21 protein-coding genes and 1 tRNA gene are annotated in these 26,500 nt (G+C 68.5%); 14 read left to right on the top strand and 8 right to left on the bottom strand.

What is annotated here, in order from left to right; all coding sequences use genetic code 11:
* Window positions 1-50: 50 nt before the first annotated feature.
* The 5 genes from DEJ31_RS17420 to DEJ31_RS08245 all read left to right on the top strand — a co-directional run bounded on the left by DEJ31_RS17420 (window position 51) and on the right by DEJ31_RS08245 (window position 8,291).
* Window positions 51-4,274 (top strand): DUF6049 family protein, encoded by a 4,224-nt coding sequence (locus DEJ31_RS17420; RefSeq protein ID WP_220034851.1) that lies wholly within the window; start codon window positions 51-53, stop codon window positions 4,272-4,274.
* A 78-nt stretch (window positions 4,275-4,352) separates the two neighbouring features.
* The gene (gene trxB, locus DEJ31_RS08260) at window positions 4,353-5,348 is read left to right on the top strand and encodes a thioredoxin-disulfide reductase (protein WP_110902893.1); all 996 of its coding nucleotides are present in this window, start codon (window positions 4,353-4,355) and stop codon (window positions 5,346-5,348) included.
* Between the two features lie 84 nt (window positions 5,349-5,432).
* Window positions 5,433-5,759, top strand: a complete 327-nt coding sequence (trxA, locus tag DEJ31_RS08255; RefSeq protein ID WP_110902894.1) for a thioredoxin — start codon at window positions 5,433-5,435, stop codon at window positions 5,757-5,759.
* 220 nt (window positions 5,760-5,979) lie between these two features.
* A complete protein-coding gene (locus DEJ31_RS08250; protein WP_111043624.1) occupies window positions 5,980-7,281 on the top strand; it encodes a PLP-dependent aminotransferase family protein in 1,302 nt (433 codons plus the stop codon).
* A gap of 47 nt (window positions 7,282-7,328) precedes the next feature.
* Complete coding sequence (locus DEJ31_RS08245; protein ID WP_111043625.1) at window positions 7,329-8,291, top strand: D-alanine--D-alanine ligase; 963 nt, start codon at window positions 7,329-7,331, stop codon at window positions 8,289-8,291.
* Window positions 8,292-9,557: 1,266 nt separating this feature from the next.
* Here DEJ31_RS08245 and DEJ31_RS08240 read toward each other — a convergent pair.
* From DEJ31_RS08240 to rpmH, 8 genes are all read right to left on the bottom strand, one after another.
* Window positions 9,558-10,547 carry a ParB/RepB/Spo0J family partition protein gene (locus DEJ31_RS08240; protein ID WP_111043626.1) on the bottom strand — a complete coding sequence of 330 codons (990 nt, stop codon included), beginning with the start codon at window positions 10,545-10,547 and terminating at the stop codon, window positions 9,558-9,560.
* A complete protein-coding gene (locus tag DEJ31_RS08235) occupies window positions 10,547-11,479 on the bottom strand; it encodes a ParA family protein (protein WP_111043627.1) in 933 nt (310 codons plus the stop codon). Before DEJ31_RS08235 ends, DEJ31_RS08240 begins: the two co-directional genes overlap by 1 nt.
* Before the next feature lie 96 nt (window positions 11,480-11,575).
* Entirely contained in the window at window positions 11,576-12,238 is a 663-nt protein-coding gene (gene rsmG / locus DEJ31_RS08230; protein ID WP_111043628.1) for a 16S rRNA (guanine(527)-N(7))-methyltransferase RsmG, read from the bottom strand.
* A complete protein-coding gene (locus DEJ31_RS08225; protein ID WP_111121673.1) occupies window positions 12,235-12,711 on the bottom strand; it encodes a R3H domain-containing nucleic acid-binding protein in 477 nt (158 codons plus the stop codon). The genes rsmG and DEJ31_RS08225 overlap by 4 nt, the downstream gene beginning before the upstream one ends.
* 92 nt (window positions 12,712-12,803) lie before the next feature.
* The gene (gene yidC / locus DEJ31_RS08220; RefSeq protein WP_111121613.1) at window positions 12,804-13,778 is read right to left on the bottom strand and encodes a membrane protein insertase YidC; all 975 of its coding nucleotides are present in this window, start codon (window positions 13,776-13,778) and stop codon (window positions 12,804-12,806) included.
* A gap of 8 nt (window positions 13,779-13,786) precedes the next feature.
* Window positions 13,787-14,152, bottom strand: coding sequence for a membrane protein insertion efficiency factor YidD (gene yidD, locus DEJ31_RS08215; protein ID WP_111121612.1), 366 nt, complete (start codon window positions 14,150-14,152; stop codon window positions 13,787-13,789).
* Window positions 14,149-14,499 (bottom strand): ribonuclease P protein component, encoded by a 351-nt coding sequence (gene rnpA, locus DEJ31_RS08210; RefSeq protein WP_110902901.1) that lies wholly within the window; start codon window positions 14,497-14,499, stop codon window positions 14,149-14,151. The genes yidD and rnpA overlap by 4 nt, the downstream gene beginning before the upstream one ends.
* Window positions 14,500-14,517: 18 nt before the next feature.
* On the bottom strand, window positions 14,518-14,655 hold the full coding sequence (rpmH, locus tag DEJ31_RS08205) for a 50S ribosomal protein L34 (protein WP_043595303.1): 138 nt from the start codon (window positions 14,653-14,655) through the stop codon (window positions 14,518-14,520).
* A 519-nt stretch (window positions 14,656-15,174) separates the two neighbouring features.
* Here rpmH and dnaA point away from each other — a divergent pair.
* From dnaA to DEJ31_RS08160, 9 genes are all read left to right on the top strand, one after another.
* The gene (gene dnaA / locus DEJ31_RS08200) at window positions 15,175-16,632 is read left to right on the top strand and encodes a chromosomal replication initiator protein DnaA (RefSeq protein ID WP_110902902.1); all 1,458 of its coding nucleotides are present in this window, start codon (window positions 15,175-15,177) and stop codon (window positions 16,630-16,632) included.
* A 455-nt stretch (window positions 16,633-17,087) separates the two neighbouring features.
* Complete coding sequence (gene dnaN / locus DEJ31_RS08195) at window positions 17,088-18,248, top strand: DNA polymerase III subunit beta (RefSeq protein ID WP_110902903.1); 1,161 nt, start codon at window positions 17,088-17,090, stop codon at window positions 18,246-18,248.
* 70 nt (window positions 18,249-18,318) lie between these two features.
* Window positions 18,319-19,203 carry a phosphogluconate dehydrogenase (NAD(+)-dependent, decarboxylating) gene (gnd, locus tag DEJ31_RS08190; protein ID WP_110902904.1) on the top strand — a complete coding sequence of 295 codons (885 nt, stop codon included), beginning with the start codon at window positions 18,319-18,321 and terminating at the stop codon, window positions 19,201-19,203.
* 37 nt (window positions 19,204-19,240) lie between these two features.
* Entirely contained in the window at window positions 19,241-20,470 is a 1,230-nt protein-coding gene (gene recF, locus DEJ31_RS08185) for a DNA replication/repair protein RecF (RefSeq protein WP_110902905.1), read from the top strand.
* Window positions 20,470-20,970, top strand: a complete 501-nt coding sequence (locus DEJ31_RS08180) for a DUF721 domain-containing protein (RefSeq protein ID WP_110902906.1) — start codon at window positions 20,470-20,472, stop codon at window positions 20,968-20,970. The genes recF and DEJ31_RS08180 overlap by 1 nt, the downstream gene beginning before the upstream one ends.
* Before the next feature lie 133 nt (window positions 20,971-21,103).
* Window positions 21,104-23,122 carry a DNA topoisomerase (ATP-hydrolyzing) subunit B gene (gene gyrB / locus DEJ31_RS08175; RefSeq protein WP_110902907.1) on the top strand — a complete coding sequence of 673 codons (2,019 nt, stop codon included), beginning with the start codon at window positions 21,104-21,106 and terminating at the stop codon, window positions 23,120-23,122.
* 112 nt (window positions 23,123-23,234) lie between these two features.
* On the top strand, window positions 23,235-25,919 hold the full coding sequence (gene gyrA, locus DEJ31_RS08170) for a DNA gyrase subunit A (RefSeq protein WP_181421500.1): 2,685 nt from the start codon (window positions 23,235-23,237) through the stop codon (window positions 25,917-25,919).
* Window positions 25,912-26,319, top strand: coding sequence for a DUF3566 domain-containing protein (locus tag DEJ31_RS08165; protein WP_110902908.1), 408 nt, complete (start codon window positions 25,912-25,914; stop codon window positions 26,317-26,319). Before gyrA ends, DEJ31_RS08165 begins: the two co-directional genes overlap by 8 nt.
* A gap of 72 nt (window positions 26,320-26,391) precedes the next feature.
* Window positions 26,392-26,468 (top strand) — tRNA-Ile (locus DEJ31_RS08160).
* The last annotated feature ends 32 nt before the right edge of the window (window positions 26,469-26,500 follow it).

Below are 26,500 nucleotides of genomic sequence, written 5' to 3'. Positions count from 1 at the left end.
TCGCGCCTCATACACTCGTCGTGGCCCGCTGAAGACCAGGACCCTCCCACATGCAGATTCTCCGTACCGTGCTCGCCGCCGCCGCGTCCGCCCTGGTCGCCACCGGTCTGGTCATCGCGCCCGCAGCGGTGGACGTCGCCGACGCCGCCACCACCTCGAAGCCGGCGACGCCGACGACGGCCCAGGCGGGCACCACGTCGGTCCAGGTGACCCCCTCCGGACGCGGCGTGCTCGACCTCGGCGACGACCTCTCGCTGTCCGTCACGGTGACGAACGACACCGACACCGCTCTGCCCGCGGGCCGTGCGGACCTGGACATCATCCGGCCGGTGGTGGGGACGCGCGACATCCTCACCGACTGGCTCAACGACACCTCGTCAGACGGTTACCCCGGCGAGCCCATGGACCGGGTGACGATCCCGGAGGTCCCGGCACATCGATCAGTCACGGTCGACTCGATCTCGGTGCCGTTCGCCGACGTCCGTCTGGGCACGCTCAACCCCTTCGGCGCCCGACGCATCGCGGCCTCGTACGTCGCCGGATCGACCCTCGCGGTCGGGCGCTCCGCCTTCACCTGGAACCCCGGGCCCGACGCCGCACCGGTCGACGTCGCGGTCGCGATGCCCGTCACCGTCCCGGCGACCGAGGACGGCCTGCTCAGCGCGAACACCCTGGCCGCCGACACCGCGCTCGACGGCACCCTCACCCAGCAGCTCGACGCGGCGGCCGGCCACAGCGTCGCCCTCGCCGTCGACCCCCGCATCATCGCGTCGATCCGCATCCTCGGCGACGACGCCCCGAGTTCCGCGACGGCGTGGCTCGAGCGGCTCGAGGGCCTCCGGAACGAGAAGTTCCCGCTGTCCTACGCCGACGCGGACGTGACCGGGCTGCGCCAGGCCGGGCTGTCGGGCATCGCCGCGCCGATCTCCTTCGACCAGGCCATCGCCGCCGCCGTGGACGCCGACCGGTTCCCGGGGGCGACCCCGAGCCCGACCGCCACCGCGACCCCGGCGGACCCGGCCACGGACCCCGCGCAGGACCCGGCCGACCAGGACAGCGGCACCACCACGCAGACCCCCGACGACACCGCCACCGGACCGACCGACACCGCCACCGCGGACGCGGCAGACGGCAACGCCGACGGCAACGGCAACGGCAACGGCAACGGCGCCGACGAGACCGACCCCGCCACCATCCCCACCTCGGCCTCGCTGGTGTCCTTCCCCTGGACCGTCGACACCGTCGCCTGGCCCGTCGAGGGCACCGTCGCCGCCGACGACCTCCCCGCCCTGCGCACCGCCGGCTCCACCTCGACGATCATCTCCAGCGGGAACACCTCCGCCGGCCGGGACACCACGGTCGCCGCCGCCGAGCAGGTCGGCTCGACCAAGGCCCTCGTGTCCGACCAGGGCATGTCCGACCTGCTGCGCCAGGCCGCCGACGCCCGCTCCGCACGGGCCACCGACCGCGCCATGGCGACGCTCCGCGCCACCCTCGCCACCGTCGCCGTCCAGGGCAGCGCCACGGGTCCGGTCCTGCTGACCCTCGGCCGGTCCTGGCCGACCGACTCCGCGCGCCTGGAGCAGGCCCTGGACGCCCTCGAGGACACCGCCTGGATCTCGCCGACGGACTTCTCCACGGTCGTCGACGCGAAGCCGGGCTCGCTCACCCTGCAGAGCAGTGACGACGGTGCCGACCGGCTCACCGTCCTCCGGCGCCTGGTGCGGTCCGAGCAGGCGCTCGTCGACTTCGCGAGCGCGGTCACCGACCCGGTCCAGGTCACGGCTCCGGCCCGCCTGCGGACCCTCGCCGCCGCGTCGAACGCCTGGCGTGCGGACACCGACGGACTGACGACCGTCGTGGACGGCATCGACGCGGACCACCGGGAGACCATCGGCAGCGTCGGGATCGTCAACTCGAGTGACATCACGCTGCTCGGTGACCGGTCCTCGCTGCCGATCTCGGTCCGGAACCGTTCCGACTGGCCGGTCACGGTGTTCCTGACCGTCACGCCGTCGAACTCGTTCCTGCGCATCGAGCGGAACGCCGTCGAGGTCACGATCCAGCCCCGCTCCTCGACCCGCACCACCTTCCCGGTGCAGTCGGTAGCGAACGGCAAGGTCGCGCTGTCGATGGCGCTGACGAGCGCGAGCGGTGCCCGCATCGCCACCCCCGCCACGGTCGAGATCAACGTGCAGGCGCAGTGGGAGACCGTGATCACGGCCCTCGCCGCGATCGCCGTCGTGGCGGTCTTCGGCCTCGGGATCCTCCGCAACGTCCGCCGCCGCCTCCGTCGCCGCAACGGCGAGCCGGAACCCGAGGACGACGACCCCAACCGTCCCCTCGAGATCCAGCCCCCCGGCCCGGGCGAGCGTCCGCTGCCCGCCGAGACGGTCCGGCCTGGAGGCCCCACCACCGTCCCCGGGGCCGCCACCGCCATCGCCGTGGCCAGCTCCGGCACCGACACCGTCGCTGGCGACGGCGACCGTCTCGAGGACGCGATCGCGCGGGCCGGGATGGAGTCGAGCCTCCCGTCCGACCGAGACGACCAGGGCGACCGACACGACCAGGGCGACCGCCCGCACCCCGAGGAGCCGACCATCAGCACCACCCAGCCCAGCGCCGAGGTCGACGCCGAACAGGGCGAGGGCCGCGGGCTCGGCCGGGCCAGCGCGATGCTGGCGGCGGGGACGATGATCTCCCGCCTGCTCGGGTTCGCGAAGACCTTCGTGCTCGCCTACGCCATCGGCCAGGCGAACTCCCGGTCCGCCGACGCGTTCGCGGTCTCGAACCAGCTGCCGAACAACATCTACGCGCTCATCGCCGGCGGACTGCTGTCGGCCGTGCTCATCCCGCAGATCGTGCGCTCGATGTCGCAGAACAGCGACGGCGGGCGGGCCTACGTCAACAAGATCGTGACCCTCGGTGGCTCGGCCTTCGTCGTCATCACGATCATCGCGACCCTGCTCGCGCCGCTCCTGGTCCGTCTCTACTCGGCGCAGACTCAGGACGGCAAGGGCTTCTCGCCGGCGACCACCGACCTGGCCGTGGCGTTCGCCTTCTGGTGCCTGCCGCAGATCCTCTTCTACGCGATCTACTCGCTGCTCGGTGAGGTCCTCAACGCCAAGCAGGTGTTCGGGCCGTTCACCTGGGCGCCGCTCATCAACAACGTCATCGCGATCTCCGGCCTCGTCGTCTTCATCGCGATGTTCGGGAACCGCGCGGTCAACTCCGGCACCGACGACTGGACGCCGCTGAAGATCGCGGTGCTCGCCGGCAGCGCCTCGCTCGGCGTGCTGGCACAGGCCGCGTTCCTGCCGTTCTTCTGGAAGCGCGCGGGCCTGACCTTCCGCCCCGACTTCCGGTGGCGCGGCGTCGGGCTCAAGGCGACCGGGACCGCCGCCGGCTGGCTCTTCGCGATGATCCTCGTCACGCAGCTCGCCGGCATCGTGCAGTCCCGCGTGGCCTCGCTCGGCTCGGGCAACGCCGGCAACGCGGTCCTGCAGAACGCCTGGCTGCTGTTCATGCTGCCGCACTCGATCATCGCCGTGTCGATCGCCACCGCGTACTTCACCCGGATGAGCCACGACGCCGAACGCGGCGACCTGGCAGCCGTCCGGCGCAACCTGTCGCTGTCGCTGCGGATCGTCGGGCTGTTCACGGTGTTCTCGTCGGTGGCGCTGATGGTGGTCGCCGCACCGTTCGGCCGGATGTTCGCCGCGGACTTCGACGGTGCGTTCTCGATCAGCGCCGTCCTGCTCGCCTACATGCCCGGACTGGTGCTGTTCAGCATGCTCTTCATCATCCAGCGGGTGTTCTGGGCGATGCACGACCACCGGACGCCGTTCTTCATGCAGCTCGTGCAGTCGGTCCTGTTCGTGATCGGCGCGCTCGCGGTCACCCTGCTGCCGGGGAACATCATCGGGCTCTCGCTCGCCGCGTGCACGACGATCGCCGGCTCGGCCCAGACGATCGTGGCCCTCGTCGTGGTCCGCCGTCGACTCGACGGCATCGAGGGTCGCATCGTCACGCGTTCGCACCTGCAGTTCGTCACGGCCGCAGTCGTCGCCGGCGTGGTCGGGTTCCTCGTCACGACGTTCTTCGGTGGGTACTCCCGCACCGGGTTCGCCATGTCCGACTTCACGAGCGCGTTCATCACCGTGGTGCTCGCCGGCGCCGTGATGGTGGCCGTCTACTTCGCGGTGCTGGTCGTCGTCAAGAACGCCGAGGTCCGCAGCGCCGTCGAACTGGTGCGTGCCCGGCTCGGACGCTGACCGGGGAGCCAGTCCCGGGAATGGTGCGCAGCTACCATGGGTTGACCCGGTCAGCAAGCAACGGAAGGGCAATCACGCATGCGCGAGCTCATCATCATCGGTTCCGGTCCTGCCGGGTTCACGGCCGGCATCTACGCCGCGCGCGCTGAACTGAAGCCGCTCATCGTCGCCTCCAGCGTCGAGACCGGCGGTGAACTCACCAAGACGACCGAGGTCGAGAACTTCCCGGGCTTCCCCGAGGGCGTCCAGGGCCCCGACCTCATGATCAAGATGCAGGAACAGGCCGAGAAGTTCGGCGCCGAGGTCCTGTACGACGACGCCGTCTCGGTCGACCTCACCGGCCAGGTCAAGAAGATCACGGTCGGCTCCGGCGAGACGTACGAGGCCCTCACGGTCATCTACGCGACCGGTTCCGCCTACCGCCACCTGGGTCTCGCCGACGAGGAGCGCCTCTCCGGCCACGGCGTCTCCTGGTGCGCCACGTGCGACGGCTTCTTCTTCCGCCAGAAGAACATCGCCGTCGTCGGCGGTGGCGACTCCGCGATGGAAGAGGCCACCTTCCTCACCCGCTTCGCCGACAAGGTGACGGTCATCCACCGCGGGGACTCCCTGCGCGCGTCGAAGATCATGCAGGACCGTGCGATGAACGACCCGAAGATCGAGTTCGCGTGGAACAAGGAGGTCACCGGCATCACGGGTGGCTCCGCTGTCGAAGGCGTCACGCTCAAGGACACCGTGACCGGGGACGAGTCCTCGCTCGCCCTGGACGGTCTGTTCATCGCGATCGGCAACGACCCGCGCACGCACCTGGTGCACGGTCAGCTCGAGATCGCCCCCGAGGGCACGCTCGCTGTCGAGGGCCGCTCGTCCCGCGCCGTCGGCGTCCCCGGTGTCTTCATCGCCGGTGACGTGCTCGACCCGACCTACCGCCAGGCGATCACCGCCGCGGGCTCGGGTGCGGTCGCAGCCCTCGACGCCGAGAAGTACCTCGCCGACCTCGACCGCGAACTCACCGACCAGGCCGAGGGCGTCACCCCGACCGAAGCGACCATCGACGTCACCGCCCGCGTCTGACCTGCGGCCCTGCACGCCACGGGAATGCGCGCAGCCGCGTCCCCGTTCACCACACCGAACCGACTTCCCGTCGAAGGAGCAAACATGTCCAGCGCAAAGGCAGTGACCGACGCCACGTTCGAGGCCGAAGTCCTCAAGTCCGACAAGACGATCCTCGTCGACTTCTGGGCCGAATGGTGCGGCCCGTGTCGCGCGGTCTCGCCGATCCTCGACCAGATCGCCGCGGAGCACGCCGACAAGATCGAGATCGTCAAGCTCAACGTCGACGACAACCCCCAGTCGGCCATGAACTACCAGATCACCTCGATCCCCGCGATGAAGGTGTTCAAGGGTGGCGAGGTCGTCAAGACCGTCATCGGCGCCAAGCCGAAGCCGGCCCTCGAGGCCGACCTCGCGGACTTCCTCGCGTAGGACCCGCACCCACAGACCCGGACGCCCCGTCCTCCATTCCATCGGAGGGCGGGGCGTTCGCCTGTCCGGAGGCCCGTCCAGCGTCTGCTGACCGGCGGAGGCTGAGGGGGCCTCCCGACCGGAGCCAGGCCACGGATCGCCGATCGGCCTGTGTCGTGGGACGACGGATGCCCGGCTGCATGTCGTACTGTGGCGAGAACGACCGAGTGGAGGAAACTCGATGACGAACGGCAACAGTCTCGATCCCTGGTACGACTCCTACGCCCAGCGCACCGCCGGGCTGAGCGCCTCCGAGGTCCGAGCTCTGTTCGCCGTCGCGTCGAGGCCCGAGGTGGTCTCGCTCGCCGGCGGCATGCCCTTCGTCTCCGCGCTGCCCCGTGAGCTGGTCACCGGCTCGCTCGACCGCGTGATGGCCGAGGACTCCGCGATGGCGCTGCAGTACGGCGGCGGACAGGGCCTGCGGTCCCTCCGCGAGCACATCGTCAACGTGATGTCGCTCGAGGGCATCCGTGCCAGCGCGGAGGACGTCGTGGTCACCACGGGGTCCCAGCACGCGCTCGACCTCGTCACGCGGCTCTTCATCGACCCGGGCGACGTCGTCCTGGCCGAGTCCCCCTCGTACGTCGGCGCCATCGGTGTGTTCCGCTCGTACCAGGCCGAGACGGTCCACGTGGCGACCGACGAGCTCGGACTGGTCCCCGAGGCCCTGCGCGAGACGATCGCCCGTCTCCGGGCCGCTGGCAAGCGGATGAAGTTCCTGTACACGATCCCGAACTTCCACAACCCAGCCGGTGTCACGATGAGTCGGGAGCGCCGCATCGAGGTGCTCGACATCTGCCGCTCGAACAACATCCTGGTGCTCGAGGACAACCCGTACGGGCTGCTCTGGTTCGACGAGCCGGCACCCCAGGCGATCCGCTCGATCGACGACGAGGGCGTGGTCTACCTCGGCTCGTTCTCGAAGACTCTCGCTCCCGGGTTCCGCGTCGGCTGGGCCCTCGCACCGCACGCCATCCGCGAGAAGCTCGTGCTCGCGAACGAGTCCGCCGTCCTCGCGCCGAACTCGTTCGGCCAGTACGTCGTGAACGCCTACCTCGACGCCGCCGACTGGAAGGGTCAGGTCGACACCTTCCGCGGGATCTACGCCGAGCGCCGTGACGCCATGCTCTCCGCGTTGGGGGAGTTCCTGCCCGACCTCAGCTGGACCGTGCCCAACGGTGGCTTCTTCGTCTGGCTCACGCTGCCGGAGTCCCTCGACTCGAAGGGCATGTTGCCCCGGGCAGTGAAGGAGCTCGTCGCCTACACGCCGGGCACCGCCTTCTTCGCCGACGGGCGCGGAGCCGGCAACATCCGGCTCTCGTTCTGCTACCCGACGCCGGAGCAGATCCGGGTCGGGGTGAAGCGGTTGGCGTCCGTCGTCAACGACGAGCTCGAACTGGTCGAGACCTTCGGTTCCGCCAGTCGCTCGAGCGCTTCGGTGAGCACCTCGACGGTCAGCTCACCGCAGCCGAACTTGCCCTGAACAGGGCTTTCCGTTCCAATCAACGACATCCGCAGAGGATCGCCCCCATGGCCGAGTTCGCCAGCCGTCACGTCGTCGTCGTCGCCGGGGGGATCTCCCACGAGCGGGACATCTCCCTGCGGTCCGGTCGGCGGGTCGCGGACTCGTTGACCGGCTACGGGTGGCAGGTCGACCTGCGGGACGCGGACGCCTCCCTGTTGCCCGCGTTGGCCGCGGACCGACCAGACGTCGTCTGGCCCGCGCTGCACGGCGCGTCCGGCGAAGACGGAGCGCTCCGCGGCATCCTGGAGGCTCTCGACATCCCGTACGTCGGCTCACGCTCGACGTCCGCTCGCCTGGCCTGGGACAAGCCCACCGCGTCGGCACTCGTGTCCCGGGCAGGAGTCCGGACGCCGCGCTCGATCACCCTGTCGCACGACGTCTTCCGGGAACTCGGTGCCGTCGGCGTCCTCCAGGCCATCGCCGCTGAGCACCCCGTCCCGCTCGCGGTGAAGCCCGCACGCGGCGGCAGCGCCCAGGGCGTCACCCTGGTCGAGAACGCCGACGACCTGCCGCGTGCAATGGTCGCTGCGTACACGTACTGCGAGGACGCCGTCGTCGAACAACTCATCCGGGGGACCGAGATCGCCGTCGGCATCATCGACACCGGTGACGGCCCGACTGCGCTCTCGCCCGTCGAGATCGTGCCCCGCAACGGGTTCTACGGGTACGAGGCGCGGTACAACGCGGGGGAGACGACCTTCTTCACGCCCGCGCGACTCAGCGAGGAGCAGTCGCAGGCTGCTTCCGCTGCAGCAGTCCTGGCGCACCGAGCACTCGGGCTGCGCCACGTGTCCCGCGTCGACCTCATCATCGACGGCGCCGGCACACCGTGGTTCCTCGAGGCCAACGTGCTGCCCGGGCTGACCGAGACGTCGCTCGTGCCGCAGGCATTGTCCGCGTCAGGGTTCGACCTCGGGTGGACCTACGCCGAGTTGGCGGAGCAGGCCATCCGGGACCACTCGGCCTGACGCGTCGACCCGCCGGGCCAGCAGTCGGCACCCGGGACTCCCGCTGAACTTCGGCATCGCGGCCCGCCCGGGTAGCGGTGTGGTCGGAGCTCCGTCCTGGGACTGAGTCGGACCGTCGCCTCTTGGGGTTTCATTCCGGCGCTGGGGAAGTGGCGACGACGACGCTCCGATGTTCCACGTGGAACATCGATCGGAGTTCCAGCAGCTAGCATCAGCGCCCCCGGGTACTCGGGCGCTGCTCTCCGCCATCGCTGATGGCACGGACAGGGCGACACCCCGCGGCAAGAGATTCACTTCGCTCGAGCCGCTCGTACAGGATCGTGACGACCTCCATGTCCGGAGGAATGTCCGCTGACACTGCCGGGCTCGTCAGGGCGGCGCAAGGGAGCGCGTGACGAGGGCGTCTCACCGGTGGCGCCGTCGACGCGACTTCGCACCTACACCATCCCGACGACGACCCCGCAGAGCGGCCCCGCGGCTCGAGCCTCACACCCGAGCACTGGGGCCCGATCAAGAGCGGCGTCAACGTCAGTCGGAAGCAGTTCGATTCGCTCCACGGTTCCACAACCGTGGCTGCAAGCCGGGACAGCCGCACCTGTAGTCCGGAACCACCGGCGCGGGCAGGACGCCACTGCTCAGCCTGCAGACTCTCAAGCACTCGGGGCACGCCGTCGTACGAGCGGCCGGATCGCGGGGCGTCGGGCTGGCGAGCCAGGGTCTATGCCCGTAAGGCGTTCCACGTGGAACATTCGCCGTCGCACCCACTCCAGCGTGGGTTGGTCCAAGTACGACGCTTCAGTCCTGACCGATGGGCCGCCCCGGTCATGAGGCGCCCATAACGGCGTCGTCCGGTGATCGAGCACGAGGTGGCGCTCGTGGCGAGCGGGCCGCGGCGGTTCAGTCGGCCTGGTCCTGGGCGGAGATGTTCCACGTGGAACATCATCTGGGGCACGCAAGGGCAGCGTCGGCGCCGTGCTGTGCGATCCCGCTCCGGCGAGGGGTCACCTCCAGGTAGCCGCCCACCCTGCAGGGGGCAGTGCTCAACGACGGATAGCCGAGGGCTCCCGCTCGACCGCCTTTACGACGCTCCGCGTGCAGCAATGCGCCACACCCTACGACCGGCGCGACGCGGAGCACGTGGTCGCGTCCTCAACGCGACACAGGGCCCGCAGAGCACCGTTCGTGGCCCAGAGCGTGCCCAACCGCACGCAAGCACTCCCGACGCCGCAGACGGGCACACAGCCGCTCACCGCAGTGGCTGTGCCCTCAACCGGCCAGGTCCTGTACTCCGAGCTCCTTGAGGATCCGAGCCAGATCGTCCGGGTTCGCGAAGTCGATCGTCACCGAGCCCTTGCGGGCGCCCACGGCGATCTTCACGCGCGTGTTGAGCCGGTCACCGAGACGCTCCGCCATGTCGTTGAAGTGCACCTGCCGCTTCGACGGCTGTGCAGAAGTCTTCGGAGGTGTCTTCGTGGAGAGCTGCTGAGCGATCGCCTCGGCAGCGCGTACCGACAGATCCTCGTTGACGATCTTCTCGGCCAGGTACTCCATCGCCTCGGCGTCGGGCGCCGCCAGGATGGCTCGGGCGTGCCCGGCTGACAGAACACCCGCGGCCACACGGCGCTGCACGGGAGAGGGCAGGCGGAGCAGACGGATCGTGTTCGTGATCTGCGGACGGGAGCGACCGATCCGCTGCCCGAGCTGCTCCTGCGTGATGCCGAAGTCCGCCAAGAGCTGCTGGTAGGCCGATGCCTCCTCGAGCGGGTTCAACTGTGCCCGGTGGAGGTTCTCGAGCAGTGCGTCCCGGAGCATGGCGTCGTCAGGGGTCTCCTTGACGATGGCCGGGATCGTCGCGAGGCCGAGCTCCTTCGTTGCGCGGAGACGGCGCTCACCCATGATGAGCTCGTACTGCGGCGCGGTTCCGGTAGCACCCGGGATGGGTCGCACGACGATCGGCTGCAGCAACCCGATCTCGCGGATGGAGTGCACGAGCTCCTGGAGCTCTTCCTCGCGGAACTCCTTCCGCGGCTGCTGGGCGTTCGGCACGATGTCGAGCGGGTTGAGGTTTGCCAGGCGAGCCCCTGGGACAGCGAGGAGCTCCTCCGCGGTACCCGCGCCGGAACCACCGTTGGTCGTGTCCGCCGCCGAAGTACCGCCGGACGGGAAGAACACGTCGACGGGCCGCTCCTGCTGCTCGTTCGTCGTGGGGATGAGCGCGCCGATGCCGCGCCCGAGTCCGGTCCGCTTGGGTGCCATCAGGCCTTTGCTCCTCGTTCTGCGATCTCGGCTGCGGCCTCCAGGTAGGAGAGCGAGCCGGTGGAGTTGACGTCGTACGAGACCACGCTCTGCCCGTAGCTCGGCGCCTCGCTGACGCGGACTGAGCGGGGGATCATGGCCTGCAACACCTGGTCACCGAAGTGGGTCCGCACCTCGTTGGCGACCTGGTTCGCCAGGTTGGTCCGACCGTCGTACATGGTCAGCAGGATGGTCGACACGGCGAGGTGCGGGTTCAGGTGGCGTTCGATCAGTTCGATGTTCCGCAGCAGCTGGCTCAGACCCTCGAGCGCGTAGTACTCGCACTGGATCGGGATGAGCACTTCTTTGGCCGCGACGAAGGCGTTGATCGTCAGCAGGCCGAGCGACGGCGGGCAGTCGATGAAGACGTAATGGAACGGCTCGTCGACCGACGCCAGGTACTCGTCGAGCGCGGTCCGCAACCGCTGCTCGCGGGCGACGAGCGAGACGAGTTCGATCTCGGCACCCGCCAGGTGGATCGTTGCCGGCACGCACCACAGCGTCTCCGATTCGGGGGAGCGCTGGACCGTGTCCGCCATCGGAGCCTCGTCCACGATGACGTCGTAGATGCTCGCAACCTCCGCCTGGTGGTCGATCCCGAGCGCAGTCGACGCATTGCCCTGCGGGTCGAGGTCGATCACGAGGACGCGGGCTCCGCCGTGCGCCAACGCCGCCGCGAGGTTCACGGTGGTGGTCGTCTTGCCGACGCCACCCTTTTGGTTCGACACGGTGAAGACTCGCGTCTTCTCCGGCAGCGGGAACTGCTGGGTCGCGATGGCACGTCGGCGCCGGTTGAGATCAGCGATCTCGCGCGCGAGGGGCGTCGACGCGTCGTAGTCAGTGGACGAACTCAACGAGTGCCTCTTCCCCGGTCTGTGTTTCACGTGGAACATCGGGGCGCGTTGCGGTGCGGTCGCCCCTCGACGCATCAGCCCGCGCAGCGGCGGACCCGTGCAGCAGCTGAGCCCAGTCAGACCGGACCGGTGGCGTCAGTCAACTGTAGCCCGGAAGACACGCGTGGTCTCGTCGACCACACCCACCCCGAGCTCCAGGACCTCGACGTCTTCAAGTCGGCTGCGCAAGATCACCTTGCGAGCGGCCGTGACCTCGTCATCGACGCGCACGCCCTTCATGAGGATGAGTTGCCCGCCGGACCGGACGAGCGGGACCGTCAACGGGATGAGCTTCGAGAGCGCACTCACAGCGCGCGCAGTGACCTGGTCGAGCACGAGTTCATCGGCAACGTCTTCGGCGCGCGCCCGGACCACCGTGACGTTCTCGAGTCCCAGGCGGTCCGCTTCACCACGGAGCCAGTCCGTCCGCCGCTCCATCGGCTCGATGAGCGTCATCGACACGTCCGGACGAGCGATGGCCAGCACGAGCCCGGGCAGACCGGCGCCCGATCCGACGTCGCCGACGGATGCACCCTCATGGAGGAGCGGGGCCACCAGGGCAGAGTTGAGGATGTGTCGAGTCCAGAGTCGGGGGAGTTCGAGGGGACCGATCAAGCCCAGCTCTTCACCACGGCGGGCGAGCTCGTTCGCGAACGACCGTGCGCCGTCGATCTGTTCCCCGAAGAGGCTCGCGGCAACGGCCGGCTCGACCTCCAGGACAGGAGGCTCCGAACCGGCCGTGACGTCGACATCCGTCATCGCGTGATGACCGTGTGGCGGTCCCGGCCCTCGCCCTCGGACTCCGAGTGGAAGCCCTTCTCGGCGACCAGGTCGTGGACCAGCTTGCGCTCGTAGGACGACATCGGGGGGAGCGCCGCGGTGGTCGAACCGGCCTCGATGCGCTCGACAGCGGTGTCCACCAGACGCTGCAGCTCCGTGGCACGGGCGTCCCGCGATCCACCGATGTCCAGGATCAGGCGGCTGAACTCGCCCGTCTCGGCCTGCACGGCGATCCGGGTGAGCTCCTGCAGTGCCGTGACCGTGTCCGGCTTGGCGAGGACACGCAAGGCCGCCCCGTCGTCCGTGACGGACAGGTAGACGCGACCGCCACGCTCCTCGATCTCGATGTCGCCGTCGAGGTCGCAGATGTCGAGCAGCTCTTCGATGTAGTCGGCAGCGATGTCCGCTTCGTCGCGGGGCTCGTCGTCGCTCTCCACCTCATCGCCGTCCACGTCGTCGAGGTCCGCGTCGACCGTCGCGTCGGTGGGGTCGAGGTGCTGGTCGTCATCCGTGGTGTCGACGACCGCAGCAGTGTCCTGCTCGCTCACTTGGTCTTCCCGTTCTTCTTGGCGCGCGACTTGCCGACCGGCTGCTGGCGCTGGTTGTTCACGCGGGCTTCGACCTCGGCCAGGGACGCCCCGGCACCGGCTTCGGTGAGGACACCGGCGGCCGCGGAGGAACCACTGCGCTGGGCCTTCTTCGCGAGACGGGCCTCACGAGCGAGCGCGGCCTCGGAACCGGGCGTCGGCATGCTGCGGATGACGAAGTACTGCTGCGCCATCGTCCAGATGTTCGAGGCCAGCCAGTAGAACATGACACCGAGGGGGAACGACAGACCCGAGATCACGAAGACCAGCGGGAGCACGTACAGCATCATCTTCTGCTGGCGGTACATCGGAGACTCCTTGGTCTCCGGCGACATGTTCTTGGCGACGAGCTGCAGCTGCGTGATGAACTGCGAGGCCGTCATCACGACGATCATGAAGCCCGCGATCACCCGGACTTCCCAACCCGAGGCGTTCGTGAACGTCTCGTGCAGGGGTGCGCCGAAGAGCGAGGCGTTGCCGAACGACTTCGCGAGGTCGCTCGAGAGCAGGCCGATGCCCGTCTTGTTGATCTGGGCTTCGTGCAGCACGGAGTACAGCGAGAAGAAGATCGGCATCTGGATCAGGAGCGGCAGGCAGGAGCTCAGCGGGTTCGTCCCGGTCTCCTTGTACAGCGCCATCGTCTCGCGGGACATGGCCTCACGCGAGAACTGGTCCTTCTTGCCCTTGTACTTGTCCTGGATCTTCTTCAGCTGCGGGGCGACCTCCAGCATCCGTCGCTGCGACTTGATCTGTCGAACGAAGATGGGGATCAGCGCGCCGCGCACCACGAAGGTCAGGAAGATGATCGACAGCACCCACGTGATGCCCGCGGAGGGGTCCATCCCGAGGTTCTCGAAGACCCAGTGGAAACCGACCAGGATCGCGGACACCACCCATTTGAGTGGCCAGAGGATCATACCGATGAGGTCCATGGGGACGGTCACGCCTTTCGAGTGCGCTGGGGGAGCAGCACCGGACGGACCGTGCCGGCCGAGGTCTGCTGTTGCTGCGGGATCGGCGCGAGGACGAACCCGAACCGACTGACGGTGAAGGGGCGGCGACGTTCCCTGACGTCGTCGATCCCGCCGGCTGCCCACGGGTTGCACCGGGCGATGCGCCAAACGCCCATCGCCGATCCGCGGACCACGCCGTACTGCTGGATCGCCTCGAGCGCGTACCGCGAGCACGAGGGGTGGTACCGACAGACGTTGCCGTAGAGCGGTGAGATCACCGCTCGGTAGGCCCGGAGCACCACGACGCACGCGTTGCGTGGGAGCAACGCGAGGACCCAGAGGAACCGGTTCATGCTGCCTTCTCCACACCGCGCGCGAAGGAGCGCGTGATGTCTTCGAGCAGGGTAGGCCATGGGGCCTGCGCGGCGGCTGGCAGTGCACGCACCACCACGTCGTACCCGAGCGGTGCGCTCGGGAGGACCCCGTGCGCGATCGCCTTCAGACGGCGTCGCACGAGGTTGCGGGTCACGGCGTTCCCGACGGTCTTCGCCACGATGAACCCGAACCTGGTGGGACCTCGATCGTCATCGAGGCGACGGACCACCGACACGACGGCGTGCGCCGTGGCGCTCCTGCGGCCACGGCGCACGACCATCCGGTAGTCGTCGCCTCGGACGATGCGGTTGGCTCGGGCCAACACGACGAGGACCCCCGCGGATCAGGCGGAGAGCTCGGTGCGCCCCTTGCCGCGACGTGCGGCGAGGATGGCGCGGCCCGCACGGGTGCGCATGCGGGCGCGGAAGCCGTGCTTCTTGGCGCGGCGGCGGTTGTTCGGCTGGAAGGTGCGCTTGCTCATGATGATCTCCACACGGCTGCTCGCGGCGAGCCGTCACGTATGCGTTGGTTGACGCGGAAGGCGCGACCGAACGGCCGCAGTCAACTGGACAACGGTACGTGACGAGGGCTGCGAGGTCAAATACCCGTGGGCCCGTGGCCACCCGCAGCATGGCGTCCTCCGGATTCTCCACACTGGGGACAACTTCCGTTGGGTACGACGCGCCCCGGTCCTTTACAGTTGTGTCACCGCACCGCCGGAAGCCCGGTAGTCCGGGGGAGTACCCCCTCGACCTCGGTCCGTGCGGCCGTGGAGCAGACTGTGGACAACCCTGTGGGAAGCTCGACGGGGAAACGGCGCCAGAAGACCGCGCCGATCGCCTCCGGCAGTCCAGGAGGCGCGGGCCGGCCCGGCGTGGCTCGCTCGCCGGTCGACGCCCGGCCTTGTGCCGGACGGACCGGATCCGGACGGGACGGACCCGGACCGACCACGCCCGCAGAGCGACGCACCCGAGCAGTGAGACCAGGAGACGAGCACGCCATGACGATGCCGGCCGACCCCGTCGAGGACCTCTGGTCGTCGGTCCTCGGGATCCTCTCCGACGACGACCGGATCACGCCGCAGCTGCACGGGTTCCTCAACCTCGTCGAACCGAAGGGCGTCCTCGCCGGGACCCTCTACCTCGAGGTCCCGAACGACCTGACCCGCGGCATGCTCGAGCAGCGCATCCGGGTGCCCATCACCGAGGCGGTCTCGCGGATCGGTGACGACTCGGTCGCGAACTTCGCGATCACCGTCAACCCGGACATGGCCTCCGAGCCGCGGGTCGACGCCGTCGCGGTGCCCTCCTACGCCGAGCCGGTGCAGGAACACGTCCCGCAGACCGCTGCACCGCGCCAGTACATCGAGGCGCCGTTCATCCCGAGCCCGGTGGACTCACCCGGGACCGGCGGCCGCCCGGAGTCTCGGCTCAACCCGAAGTACAACTTCGACAACTTCGTCATCGGTGCCTCGAACCGGTTCGCCCACGCCGCGGCGGTCGCGGTGGCCGAGGCGCCGGCGAAGGCCTACAACCCGCTGTTCATCTACGGCGACTCGGGTCTCGGCAAGACCCACCTGCTGCACGCGATCGGGCACTACGCCGAGAGCCTCTACCCGGGCATCCGCGTCCGCTACGTGTCGAGCGAGGAGTTCACGAACGACTTCATCAACTCGATCGCCAACAACCGCTCGAACCAGTTCCAGCAGCGCTACCGCGACATCGACATCCTGTTGATCGACGACATCCAGTTCCTGCAGGGCAAGGACTCCACGCAGGAGGCCTTCTTCCACACCTTCAACACGCTGCACGACCACAACAAGCAGGTCGTCATCACGTCGGACGTCGCGCCGAAGCACCTGACCGGGTTCGAGGACCGGATGCGCAGCCGCTTCGAGTGGGGCCTGATCACGGACGTGCAGGCGCCCGACCTCGAGACGCGCATCGCGATCCTCCGCAAGAAGGCGCAGTCGGACCACCTGCAGGTGCCGGACGACATCATGGAGTTCATCGCCTCGAAGGTGTCGAGCAACATCCGTGAGCTCGAGGGCACCCTGATCCGGGTGACCGCGTTCGCGAGCCTCAACCGGACGGCCGTCGACATGGCGCTGGTGCAGACGGTCCTGAAGGACCTGATCACCCTGGACGAGGACAACGTCATCGCGCCGACGGACATCATCAACCACACCGCGGACTACTTCAAGCTCTCGGTCGACGACCTCTACGGCTCGTCCCGGTCGCAGGCGATCGCCACGGCACGCCAGATCGCGATGTACCTGTGCCGTGAGCTCACGAGCCTGTCGCTGCCGAAGATCGGCCAGCTGTTCGGCAACCGTGACCACACGACCGTCATGTACGCCAACAAGAAGATCGCCGAGCTCATGAAGGAGCGCCGCTCGATCTACAACCAGGTCACCGAACTGACCAGTCGGATCAAGCAGGACCGCCGGTACCGGTAACGCGCACCACCGCGCCACCCCCCGTCCAGGAGGCCCGTCCCAGACCCGGGATCGGCCTCCTTCTGCGTGCGTCCACCATCTGAGACGGTTCCATGCGGCGGATTCCCCACAGTGTGGAAAGCCTGTGGATAACTGTGGAGGACACGCCGCCCGCTTGTACACAGCCAGAGGGGCACCTGTGGAAACTGGGGAGAGAAGTGGATAGATGACTTTTGCTCATCCAGAGGTCGCTCACACGCCACCAACAAGTCACACGGTTGTAGTTCCCAGTCGGGGAGCGGCATCCCCAGAGTTGTCCACAGTGTGCACAGGCGTTAAGACCATTACTCCTCTCTTCTCTCTCCATCTCCCTGGGCCAACCTCTGGGGACGGCGAATGACACGGATCGGCGGTCTGCCGACGCTGTGCCACAATGGGGCGGCCGGGCAGTCAACCGATCGACAGGGGTCCACGCCGTGAAGTTCGAGGTCAACCGGGACGTCTTCTCCGAAGCCGTCTCCTTCGCGGTGAAACTCCTCCCACAGCGCACGACCCTCCCGATCCTGTCCGGTGTGCTGATCCACGCCGACGGTGATCGTCTGACGCTGTCGTCGTTCGACTACGAGGTCTCGGCGCAGACGTCGATCGCCGCGCAGATCGACGACCCGGGCACGGTGCTCGTCTCCGGCCGACTGCTGAACGACATCGCGAGCCGACTGCCGAACGCCCCGGTCAGCTTCTCGACCGAGGACTCCCGGATCACGGTCACCTGCGGCTCGGCGCACTTCACGCTGCTGTCGATGCCCGTCGAGGAGTACCCGACGCTCCCCGAGATCGGTCCGCAGACCGGTGTCATCCCCGGCGACTCCTTCTCCGAAGCCGTCTCGCAGGTGGCCGTCGCCGCCAGCCGTGACGACGTCACCCCGGTCATCACCGGTGTCCAGCTCGAGGTCGGCGAACACGACGTCTCGCTCATCGCGACGGATCGCTACCGCGTCGCGGTCCGCACCATCCAGTGGGACTCGGGCCGCGCCGGCAACGACGGCGACCCAGCCACGACCCTCCACGCCCTCGTCCCGGCCCGGACGCTGCAGGAGGTCGGTCGCACCTTCGGTTCGGCCACGACGGTGTCGGTCTCGATCAGCGGTGGCTCCGACCGCGAACTCATCGCGTTCCACGCCGACGACAAGACGGTGACCTCCCTGCTCATCAAGGGCAACTACCCGCCGGTCCGCCGGCTGTTCCCCGAGACGGTCCAGGACCACGCGGTGATCAACACCGCGGAACTGGTCGAAGCCGTCCGACGGGTCTCCCTCGTCCTGGAGCGCGAAGCCGCGCTCCGGTTCTCCTTCACGGTCGACGGGCTCACGCTCGAGGCGATCGGTTCCGAACAAGCGCAGGCGTCAGAGTCGATCGATGCGTTGCTGACCGGTGAGGAAACGGTTGTCTCCCTGAAACCGGCCTTCCTCCTCGACGGGTTGAATGCAGTGCACTCCGAGTTCGTCCGGATCTCCTTCACCAAGACGGAGAACCCGAACAAGCCGGGACCGGTGTTGATCACCGGTCAGTCCTCGCGAGAGGAACCGGCCACGGACGGATACCGGTACCTGCTCCAGCCCAACCTCCTGCTGCGTTAGTCGCAACGGGGATCCTGCGCTGACGCGCCACCACCTGCATCAGCGCGACATCGACGAAGAAGAGGAAATCATGCAGATCGGTCTTGTCGGCCTCGGGAAGATGGGCAACAACATGCGTGCGCGTCTGCGCAACGCAGGGATCGACGTCGTCGGGTACGACGCGAACCCCGCCGTGTCGGACGTCGCCGACCTCGGCGCATTGGCAGCGGCACTCACCGGGCCGCGCCTGGTCTGGGTGATGGTCCCCCACGGGAAGATCACCGACGACGTCATCACCGACCTCGCCGAGGTCCTCGAGCCGGGTGACCTGGTCATCGACGGCGGCAACTCGAAGTGGCTCGACGACGAGGTGCACGCGAAGCAGCTCGACGCCAAGGGCATCCGCTACATGGACGTCGGCGTCTCGGGCGGCATCTGGGGCAAGGACAACGGGTACGGCATGATGGCCGGCGGTGACGTCGCCGACGTCGAGCGTGCCATGCCCGTCTTCGATGCGCTGCGCCCGGAGGGCCCGCGCGAAGAGGGCTTCTCGCACGCCGGCGGCATCGGCGCGGGGCACTACGCGAAGATGGTCCACAACGGCATCGAGTACGCGATCATGCAGGCGTACGGCGAGGGCTACGAGCTCCTCGAGGCGAAGGACATCATCACCGACGTCCCCGCCGTCTTCGCCGGTTGGCAGCGCGGCACCGTCGTGCGCTCCTGGCTGCTCGACCTCATGGTCCTCGCGATCAACGAGGACCCGAAGCTCGACGCCATCGAGGGCTACGTCGACGACTCCGGCGAGGGTCGTTGGACCCTGGAAGAGGGCATCGAGCTCGCGGTGCCGATGCCGGCGCTCTCCGCGGCCATGTTCGCCCGCTTCGTCTCGCGTCAGGGCAGTGCGTCCCCGACGATGAAGGCCGTCGCGGCCCTGCGCAACCAGTTCGGCGGCCACGCCGTCAAGAAGGCGTAGTCGGTCGGGGTAACCCCCTCGACCCGTCTCGGCCCGCGTGCACGTCGACCATCTCCAGCTCTCCGACTTCCGGAACTACCGGGAGGCGGACGTCGACTTCGCACGCGGGCCGAACCTGTTCGTCGGCCGCAACGGTCAGGGCAAGACCAACCTCGTCGAGTCGATCGGGTACCTCTCGACCCTCGGCTCGCACCGGGTCCCGACCGACGCCGCGCTCGTCCGGCAGGGCTGTGACTCCGCGATCGTGCGGGCGCGGCTCGCGCACGAGGACCGGAGCATCCTCGCCGAGGTGCAGATCAACCGCACCGGGTCGAACCGGGCGCAGGTGAACCGGTCGGCGATCAAGCCACGTGAACTGCCGCGGTACTGCACGAGCGTGCTCTTCGCGCCGGAGGACCTGGCGCTCGTCCGCGGCGAACCGTCCGGGCGCCGTCGGATGATCGACGAGCTCCTCGTCCAGATCGCCCCGCGCATGCAGGGCGTCCTCGCCGACTACGACCGGACGCTCCGCCAGCGGAACACCCTGCTGAAGTCGGCGCGGGCGACCGGGGCGAAGGCCACCGCGCTCTCGACGCTCGACGTCTGGGACGACCGACTCGTCGAGTTCGGCGCCGAGATCATCGCGGCGCGCGACCACCTCACGCGGCGGCTGGCCCCGTTCGTGACGGAGTCGTACGCGACGGTCGCCGGCGAGCGACACCAGGCGTCGATAGCCGGTGTGCTCAGTGTCCGCGGTGCCGACCCGGAGGACGCGGCTGCGACCGACCCGGTGCTCGGGACCCCGGAGGAGCCGGTCACCATCGCCTCCGCTGCCGAGGCCTTCCGAGCCGCCCTCGAGCGGCGGCGGCGGGACGAGCTGGACCGGGGGCTGACCCTCACCGGTCCGCACCGGGACGACGTGCTCTTCGAGCTGAACGGGTTACCGGCCCGCGGGTACGCCAGTCATGGGGAGTCCTGGTCGTTCGCACTCGCCGTGCAGCTCGCTTCGGCGACCATCCTCCGCGCCGAGTCCTCGCTCGGAGACCCGATCATCATCCTCGACGACGTGTTCGCCGAACTCGACGAATCGCGGCGTGAGCGGTTGGCCGGAGCGGTCGCCGACTACGAGCAGGTGCTCATCACCGCGGCTGTGCACGGCGACGTCCCCGGCCAGCTCACCGCCCACACAGTGCGGATCGAGGCTGGCGCCATCGTGACCGACGAGGCGGACGTGGACCGTGCCTCCCGGCCCGATGTCGCCCATGAACCGGACCCGGCGGCGTCCTGATGCCCACCCCCCGGAAGCCCGCCGAACCCTCCCGCGTCTACCAGCACTTCAAAGCCGTCTTCGGTGACCCGTCGAAGCGCGGCCTCGATGCCCGACGCCGCCGAGCCGCCGGACAGGACCCGGACTCCGTGCCGTACGGCAAGGGACGGGAGCCCGCGGGCCTCGGCGACGTGATGGGCGCCCTCACCGCTGAGCTCGGTTGGACGGAGCCGTTGGCGCGTTCCGAACTGTTCGTGGACTGGCCGAGCGTGGTCGGTGACGAACTCGCGAAGCACTCCACACCGGTGACGATCGAGGACGGCGCGCTGGTCATCCGGTGCGACTCGACGGCCTGGGCAACGCAGCTCCGACTGATGCGCGGGACGGTCACGACGACCATCGCGCAGCGGTACCCGGCGGCGGGGGTCGAGTCGATCCGGGTTTCGGGGCCGGACGCCCCCACGTGGAAACGCGGCCTCAGGTCGGTCCAGGGGCGCGGCCCTCGCGATACCTACGGTTGACCAGACGAAATCATCCATCGGTATGGGATTCGTCGCTCTGTGAGGCGTACGGCCCCCGGACGGAGCCCTCCCTGCGGTAGACTGGGAAGTGCAGTGTGCGGGCGTTCCGCGCGCAGGCAGGAGCACTCCCGACATGACATCTGAATCTGACGACCAGCGAGACCCGCAGAACGACGAGGCCCAGCCGCAGGAGCAGGCCCCGAAGAGCGAACCATCGTACGGCGCAGACCAGATCCAGGTGCTCGAGGGGCTCGAAGCCGTCCGGAAGCGCCCCGGCATGTACATCGGGTCCACCGGTCCCCGCGGTCTGCACCACCTGGTCCAGGAGATCGTCGACAACTCCGTCGACGAAGCCCTCGCCGGCTACTGCGACACCATCAACGTCACCATCCGTGAAGACGGTGGCGTCCGCGTGGTCGACAACGGTCGAGGCATCCCGGTCGACATCCACCCCAACGAGGGCATCTCGACGGTCGAGCTCGTGCTGACGGTGCTGCACGCCGGCGGCAAGTTCGGCGGCGGCGGGTACGCGGTCTCCGGTGGTCTGCACGGCGTCGGATCCTCCGTCGTGAACGCGCTCTCGAGCGAACTCGACGTCGAGGTCCGCCGGCAGGGACACGTCTGGCGGCAGAGCTACACCGACGGCGTCCCCGTGGCGCCGCTGTCGCAGGACGAACCGTCCGACGAGACGGGCACGACGATCACGTTCTGGCCGAACGCCGAGATCTTCGAATCGGTCGAGTTCGACTACGAGACCCTGCGCGGCCGGTTCCAGCAGATGGCGTTCCTCAACAAGGGACTGCGCATCACGCTGCACGACGAGCGCACCCCCGACGAGGGCGAAGAGTCCCGCCACGACTCGTTCCGCTACGAGCGCGGCCTGGCCGACTACGTCGAGTACCTCAACGGGCAGAAGAAGGCCGACCTGGTCCACCCCGACGTGATCGGCTTCGAGTCCGAGGACCCGGAGCGCAAGATCGCGCTCGAGGTCGCGATGCAGTGGAACACCTCCTACCAGGAGAGCGTCCACACCTTCGCGAACACGATCAACACGCACGAGGGCGGTACGCACGAAGAGGGCTTCCGCGCGGCGCTCACCACGCTCGTCAACCGCTACGCGCGCGAGGCGAAGATCATCAAGGAGAAGGACGACAACCTCACGGGTGACGACATCCGTGAAGGGCTCACCGCCGTCATCTCCATCAAGCTCGGCGAACCGCAGTTCGAGGGCCAGACGAAGACCAAGCTCGGCAACACCGAGGCGAAGTCGTTCGTGCAGCGCGTCGTCGGCACGGAGCTCACCCACTGGTTCGAGAGCAACCCGACGCAGGCGCGCGACGTCGTGCGGAAGGCGATCCAGGCGTCGCAGGCCCGGCTCGCCGCTCGCAAGGCCCGTGAGACCACCCGGCGCAAGGGACTCCTCGAGTCGGGCGGCATGCCCGGCAAGCTCAAGGACTGCCAGTCGAAGGACCCGACCCTGTCGGAGATCTTCATGGTCGAGGGTGACTCCGCCGGTGGCTCCGCCGTGCAGGGGCGCAACCCGATGACGCAGGCGATCCTGCCGCTGCGCGGCAAGATCCTCAACGTCGAGAAGGCCCGGCTCGACCGCGCCCTGGCCAACCAGGAGATCCAGTCGATGATCACGGCGTTCGGCGCCGGCATCGGTGAGGACTTCGACCCGGACAAGGCCCGGTACCACAAGATCGTGCTCATGGCCGATGCCGACGTCGACGGCCAGCACATCACCACGCTGCTGCTCACGCTGCTCTTCCGCTACATGCGTCCGCTCATCGAGCGCGGCTACGTGTACCTCGCGCAGCCGCCGCTGTACCGCCTGAAGTGGTCGAACGCAGCCGACCAGTACGTGTTCAGCGACCGTGAACGCGACGCGATGCTGCAGTCCGGCATCGCCGCCGGCAAGCGCATCCCGAAGGACAACGGGATCCAGCGCTACAAGGGCCTCGGCGAGATGGACTACAAGGAGCTCTGGGACACCACGATGAACCCGGACACCCGCACGCTCCTGCAGGTCACGCTAGAGGACGCCGCCGCGGTGGACAGCGTCTTCGCGACGCTGATGGGCGAGGACGTCGAGTCCCGTCGCCAGTTCATCCAGCAGAACGCGAAGGACGTCCGCTTCTTGGACATCTAGGCCGGGAGGCGCGGCGCGAGCCGCGTCGACCCGTCCCGACCCCTCGTGGTCGCGCCCGGCGCGACCGACGGACGACGAGCCTCCAGGCTGTCAAGGAAGGCAACGCAAGCACATGGCTGACGACAACGAGAACGGCGCCGACGAGCCCGAGATCGTGCACGGCTCCAGCGGGGACATCGTCGTCTCCGGTGACCGCATCTCGCAGGTCGACCTGCAGCTCGAGATGCAGCGCTCGTACCTCGACTACGCGATGTCCGTCATCGTCGGACGCGCCCTGCCGGAGGTCCGCGACGGCCTGAAGCCCGTGCACCGCCGCGTGATCTACGCGATGTACGACGGCGGGTACCGACCGGACCGGGCCTTCTCGAAGTGCTCCCGCGTGGTCGGCGACGTGATGGGCCAGTTCCACCCGCACGGTGACAGCGCCATCTACGACGCACTCGTCCGCCTCGTGCAGCCGTGGTCGCTCCGGTACCCGCTCGCGCTCGGCCAGGGCAACTTCGGGTCCCCGGGCAACGACGGCGCCGCGGCCCCGCGGTACACCGAGACCAAGATGGCGCCGCTCGCGCTCGAGATGGTGCGGGACATCGAGGAAGAGACCGTCGACTTCCAGGACAACTACGACGGTCGTACGCAGGAGCCGTCGATCCTGCCGGCCCGGTTCCCGAACCTGCTCGTCAACGGCTCCGTCGGCATCGCGGTCGGCATGGCGACGAACATCCCGCCGCACAACCTGCGCGAGGTCGCTGCCGGCGCCGTCTGGGCGCTCGAGCACCCCGACGCGACGCGTGAAGAGCTCCTCGAGGCCCTGATGCAGCGGATCAAGGGCCCGGACTTCCCGACCGGGGCGCAGATCCTCGGTACCCGCGGGATCGTCGACGCCTACCGGACGGGCCGCGGATCGATCACGATGCGCGCCGTCGTCAGCGTCGAGGAGATCCAGGGTCGCACCTGCCTCGTCGTCACCGAGCTGCCGTACCAGGTCAACCCGGACAACCTGGCGATCAAGATCGCCGAGCTCGTGAAGGACGGTCGTCTCGCCGGCGTCGCCGACATCCGCGACGAGACCTCCGGGCGCACCGGTCAGCGGCTGGTCATCGTGCTGAAGCGCGACGCGGTCGCGAAGGTCGTGCTCAACAACCTGTACAAGCACACGCAGTTGCAGGAGAACTTCGGCGCCAACATGCTCGCGATCGTCGACGGTGTCCCGCGCACCCTGGCGCTCGACGGGTTCATCAGCGCGTGGGTCGACCACCAGGTCGAGGTCATCGTCCGCCGCACCCAGTTCCGCCTGCGCGAGGCCGAGAAGCGTGCGCACATCCTGCGCGGCTACCTGGCGGCGCTCGATGCGCTGGACGAGGTCATCGCCCTCATCCGTCGGTCGCCCGACGTGGAGGAGGCCCGCAACGGCCTCATGGAGCTGCTCTCGGTCGACGAGATCCAGGCCCGCGCCATCCTCGAACTCCAGCTGCGTCGTCTGGCCGCCCTCGAGCGCCAGAAGATCCACGAGGAGGCCGAGGCGCTCGAGCTGAAGATCGCGGACTTCGAGGACATCCTCGCTCGCCCGGAGCGGCAGCGCTCGATCATCATCGACGAGCTCACCGAGATCGTCGACCGTTTCGGGGACGACCGTCGCACCGAGATCATGCTCGGCTTCGACGGCGACATGAGCATGGAAGACCTCATCCCCGAGGAAGAGGTCGTCGTCACCATCACCCGTGGCGGCTACGTCAAGCGCACTCGCAGCGACCAGTACCGCTCGCAGCACCGTGGGGGCCGTGGGGTCCGCGGTGCCCAGCTCCGCGCGGACGACGTCGTCGAGCACTTCTTCGTGACCACGACGCACCACTGGCTGCTGTTCCTCACCGACCAGGGTCGTGTGTACCGGGCGAAGGCGTACGAGCTGCAGGAGGCCGGGCGCGACGCCAAGGGCCAGCACTCGGCGAACCTCCTGGCCCTGCAGCCGGACGAGAAGATCCAGCAGGTCCTCGACATCCGCGACTACGAGGCGGCTCAGTACCTCGTGCTCGCGACCGAGCAGGGCCTCGTGAAGAAGACGGCGCTCACCGACTACGACACGAACCGCACCGGCGGCATCATCGCCATCAACCTGCGCGAGGGCGACAAGCTCCGCTCTGCGCTGCTCGTCGACGAGCACGACGACCTGCTGCTCGTGTCCCGCCACGGGATGTCGCTGCGCTTCACCGCCACGAACGACACGCTGCGTCCGATGGGGCGCTCCACCTCCGGCGTGAAGGGCATGTCCTTCCGCGGGGACGACTCGCTGCTGTCGGCCTCGGTCGTCGCGGACGACGGGTTCGTCTGGGTCATGACGGAGGGTGGCTACGCCAAGCGCACCTCGGTCGACCAGTACCGGATCCAGGGTCGTGGTGGTCTCGGCATCAAAGTGGCGCGTCTGGCCGCCGATCGCGGTGACCTGGTCGGTGCCCTGATCGTCGGCGAGGACGACGAAGTGCTCGTCGTGCTGCAATCGGGCAAGGTGGTAAGGTCTGCCGTGGCCGAGGTCCCAGCCAAGGGCCGGGACACGATGGGCGTTGTCTTCGCGAGGTTCGCGGAGAACGACCGGATCATCGCTGTGGCCCGCAACAGTGAGCGGAACCTGGACGACCAGGAGGACGCCGAGATCGAGCCCGCGGGCCCGGTCGAGACCGTCAGCCCGGACGAAGCGGTCGCCGACGCCGCCGACGCAGAGCTCGTGGAGGAAGTCTCCACCGACGCACTGCCCACCGACGCCGCGCCTGTCGAGGCCGGAGAGGACGAGTCAAGCAATGAGTAGTGTCGCCGAGAAGCTCCAGCGGAAAGCGAAGCGGCCCGTCGGGACTCGTCAGGTCCGACTCCGCCTGGTCTACGTCGACTTCTGGTCGATGGTGAAGCTGTCCTTCCTCATCGCCCTGGCCGGCTCGATCGTGATCGTCGTGGCCACGGCGCTGGTGTGGGTCATCCTCAACCAGACCGGCGTCTTCGACCAGATCGACAGCCTGTTGAAGGACGTCACCGGCCAGAACAGTTACTCGATCATGGACCAGTTCTCGCTCGGCCAGGTCCTCGGGTTCTCGATCGTCGTCGGCATCCTGAACGTCGTCGTCGGGACCGTGCTCGGCGCGATCGTCAGCGTCCTGTACAACCTCAGCGTGCGGATCACGGGCGGCGTGCTCGTGGGCTTCACCAACAACTGACCCGGCCCGGGTGGGCCGACCCGCTCGATTTCGCTCAGGCGCGATCGTGGGGTAGGCTTTCATCCGGTCTGAGGGGCTATAGCTCAGGCGGTTAGAGCGCTTCGCTGATAACGAAGAGGTCCAAGGTTCAAGTCCTTGTAGCCCCACCACAACTCAACTCCCGCGTCGGAACTCTCGACGT

The organism is Curtobacterium sp. MCPF17_031 (assembly GCF_003234035.1).
In the GTDB taxonomy this organism is placed as follows: Bacteria; Actinomycetota; Actinomycetes; order Actinomycetales; family Microbacteriaceae; genus Curtobacterium.
This window is presented reverse-complemented; position numbering and strand designations above follow the sequence as displayed.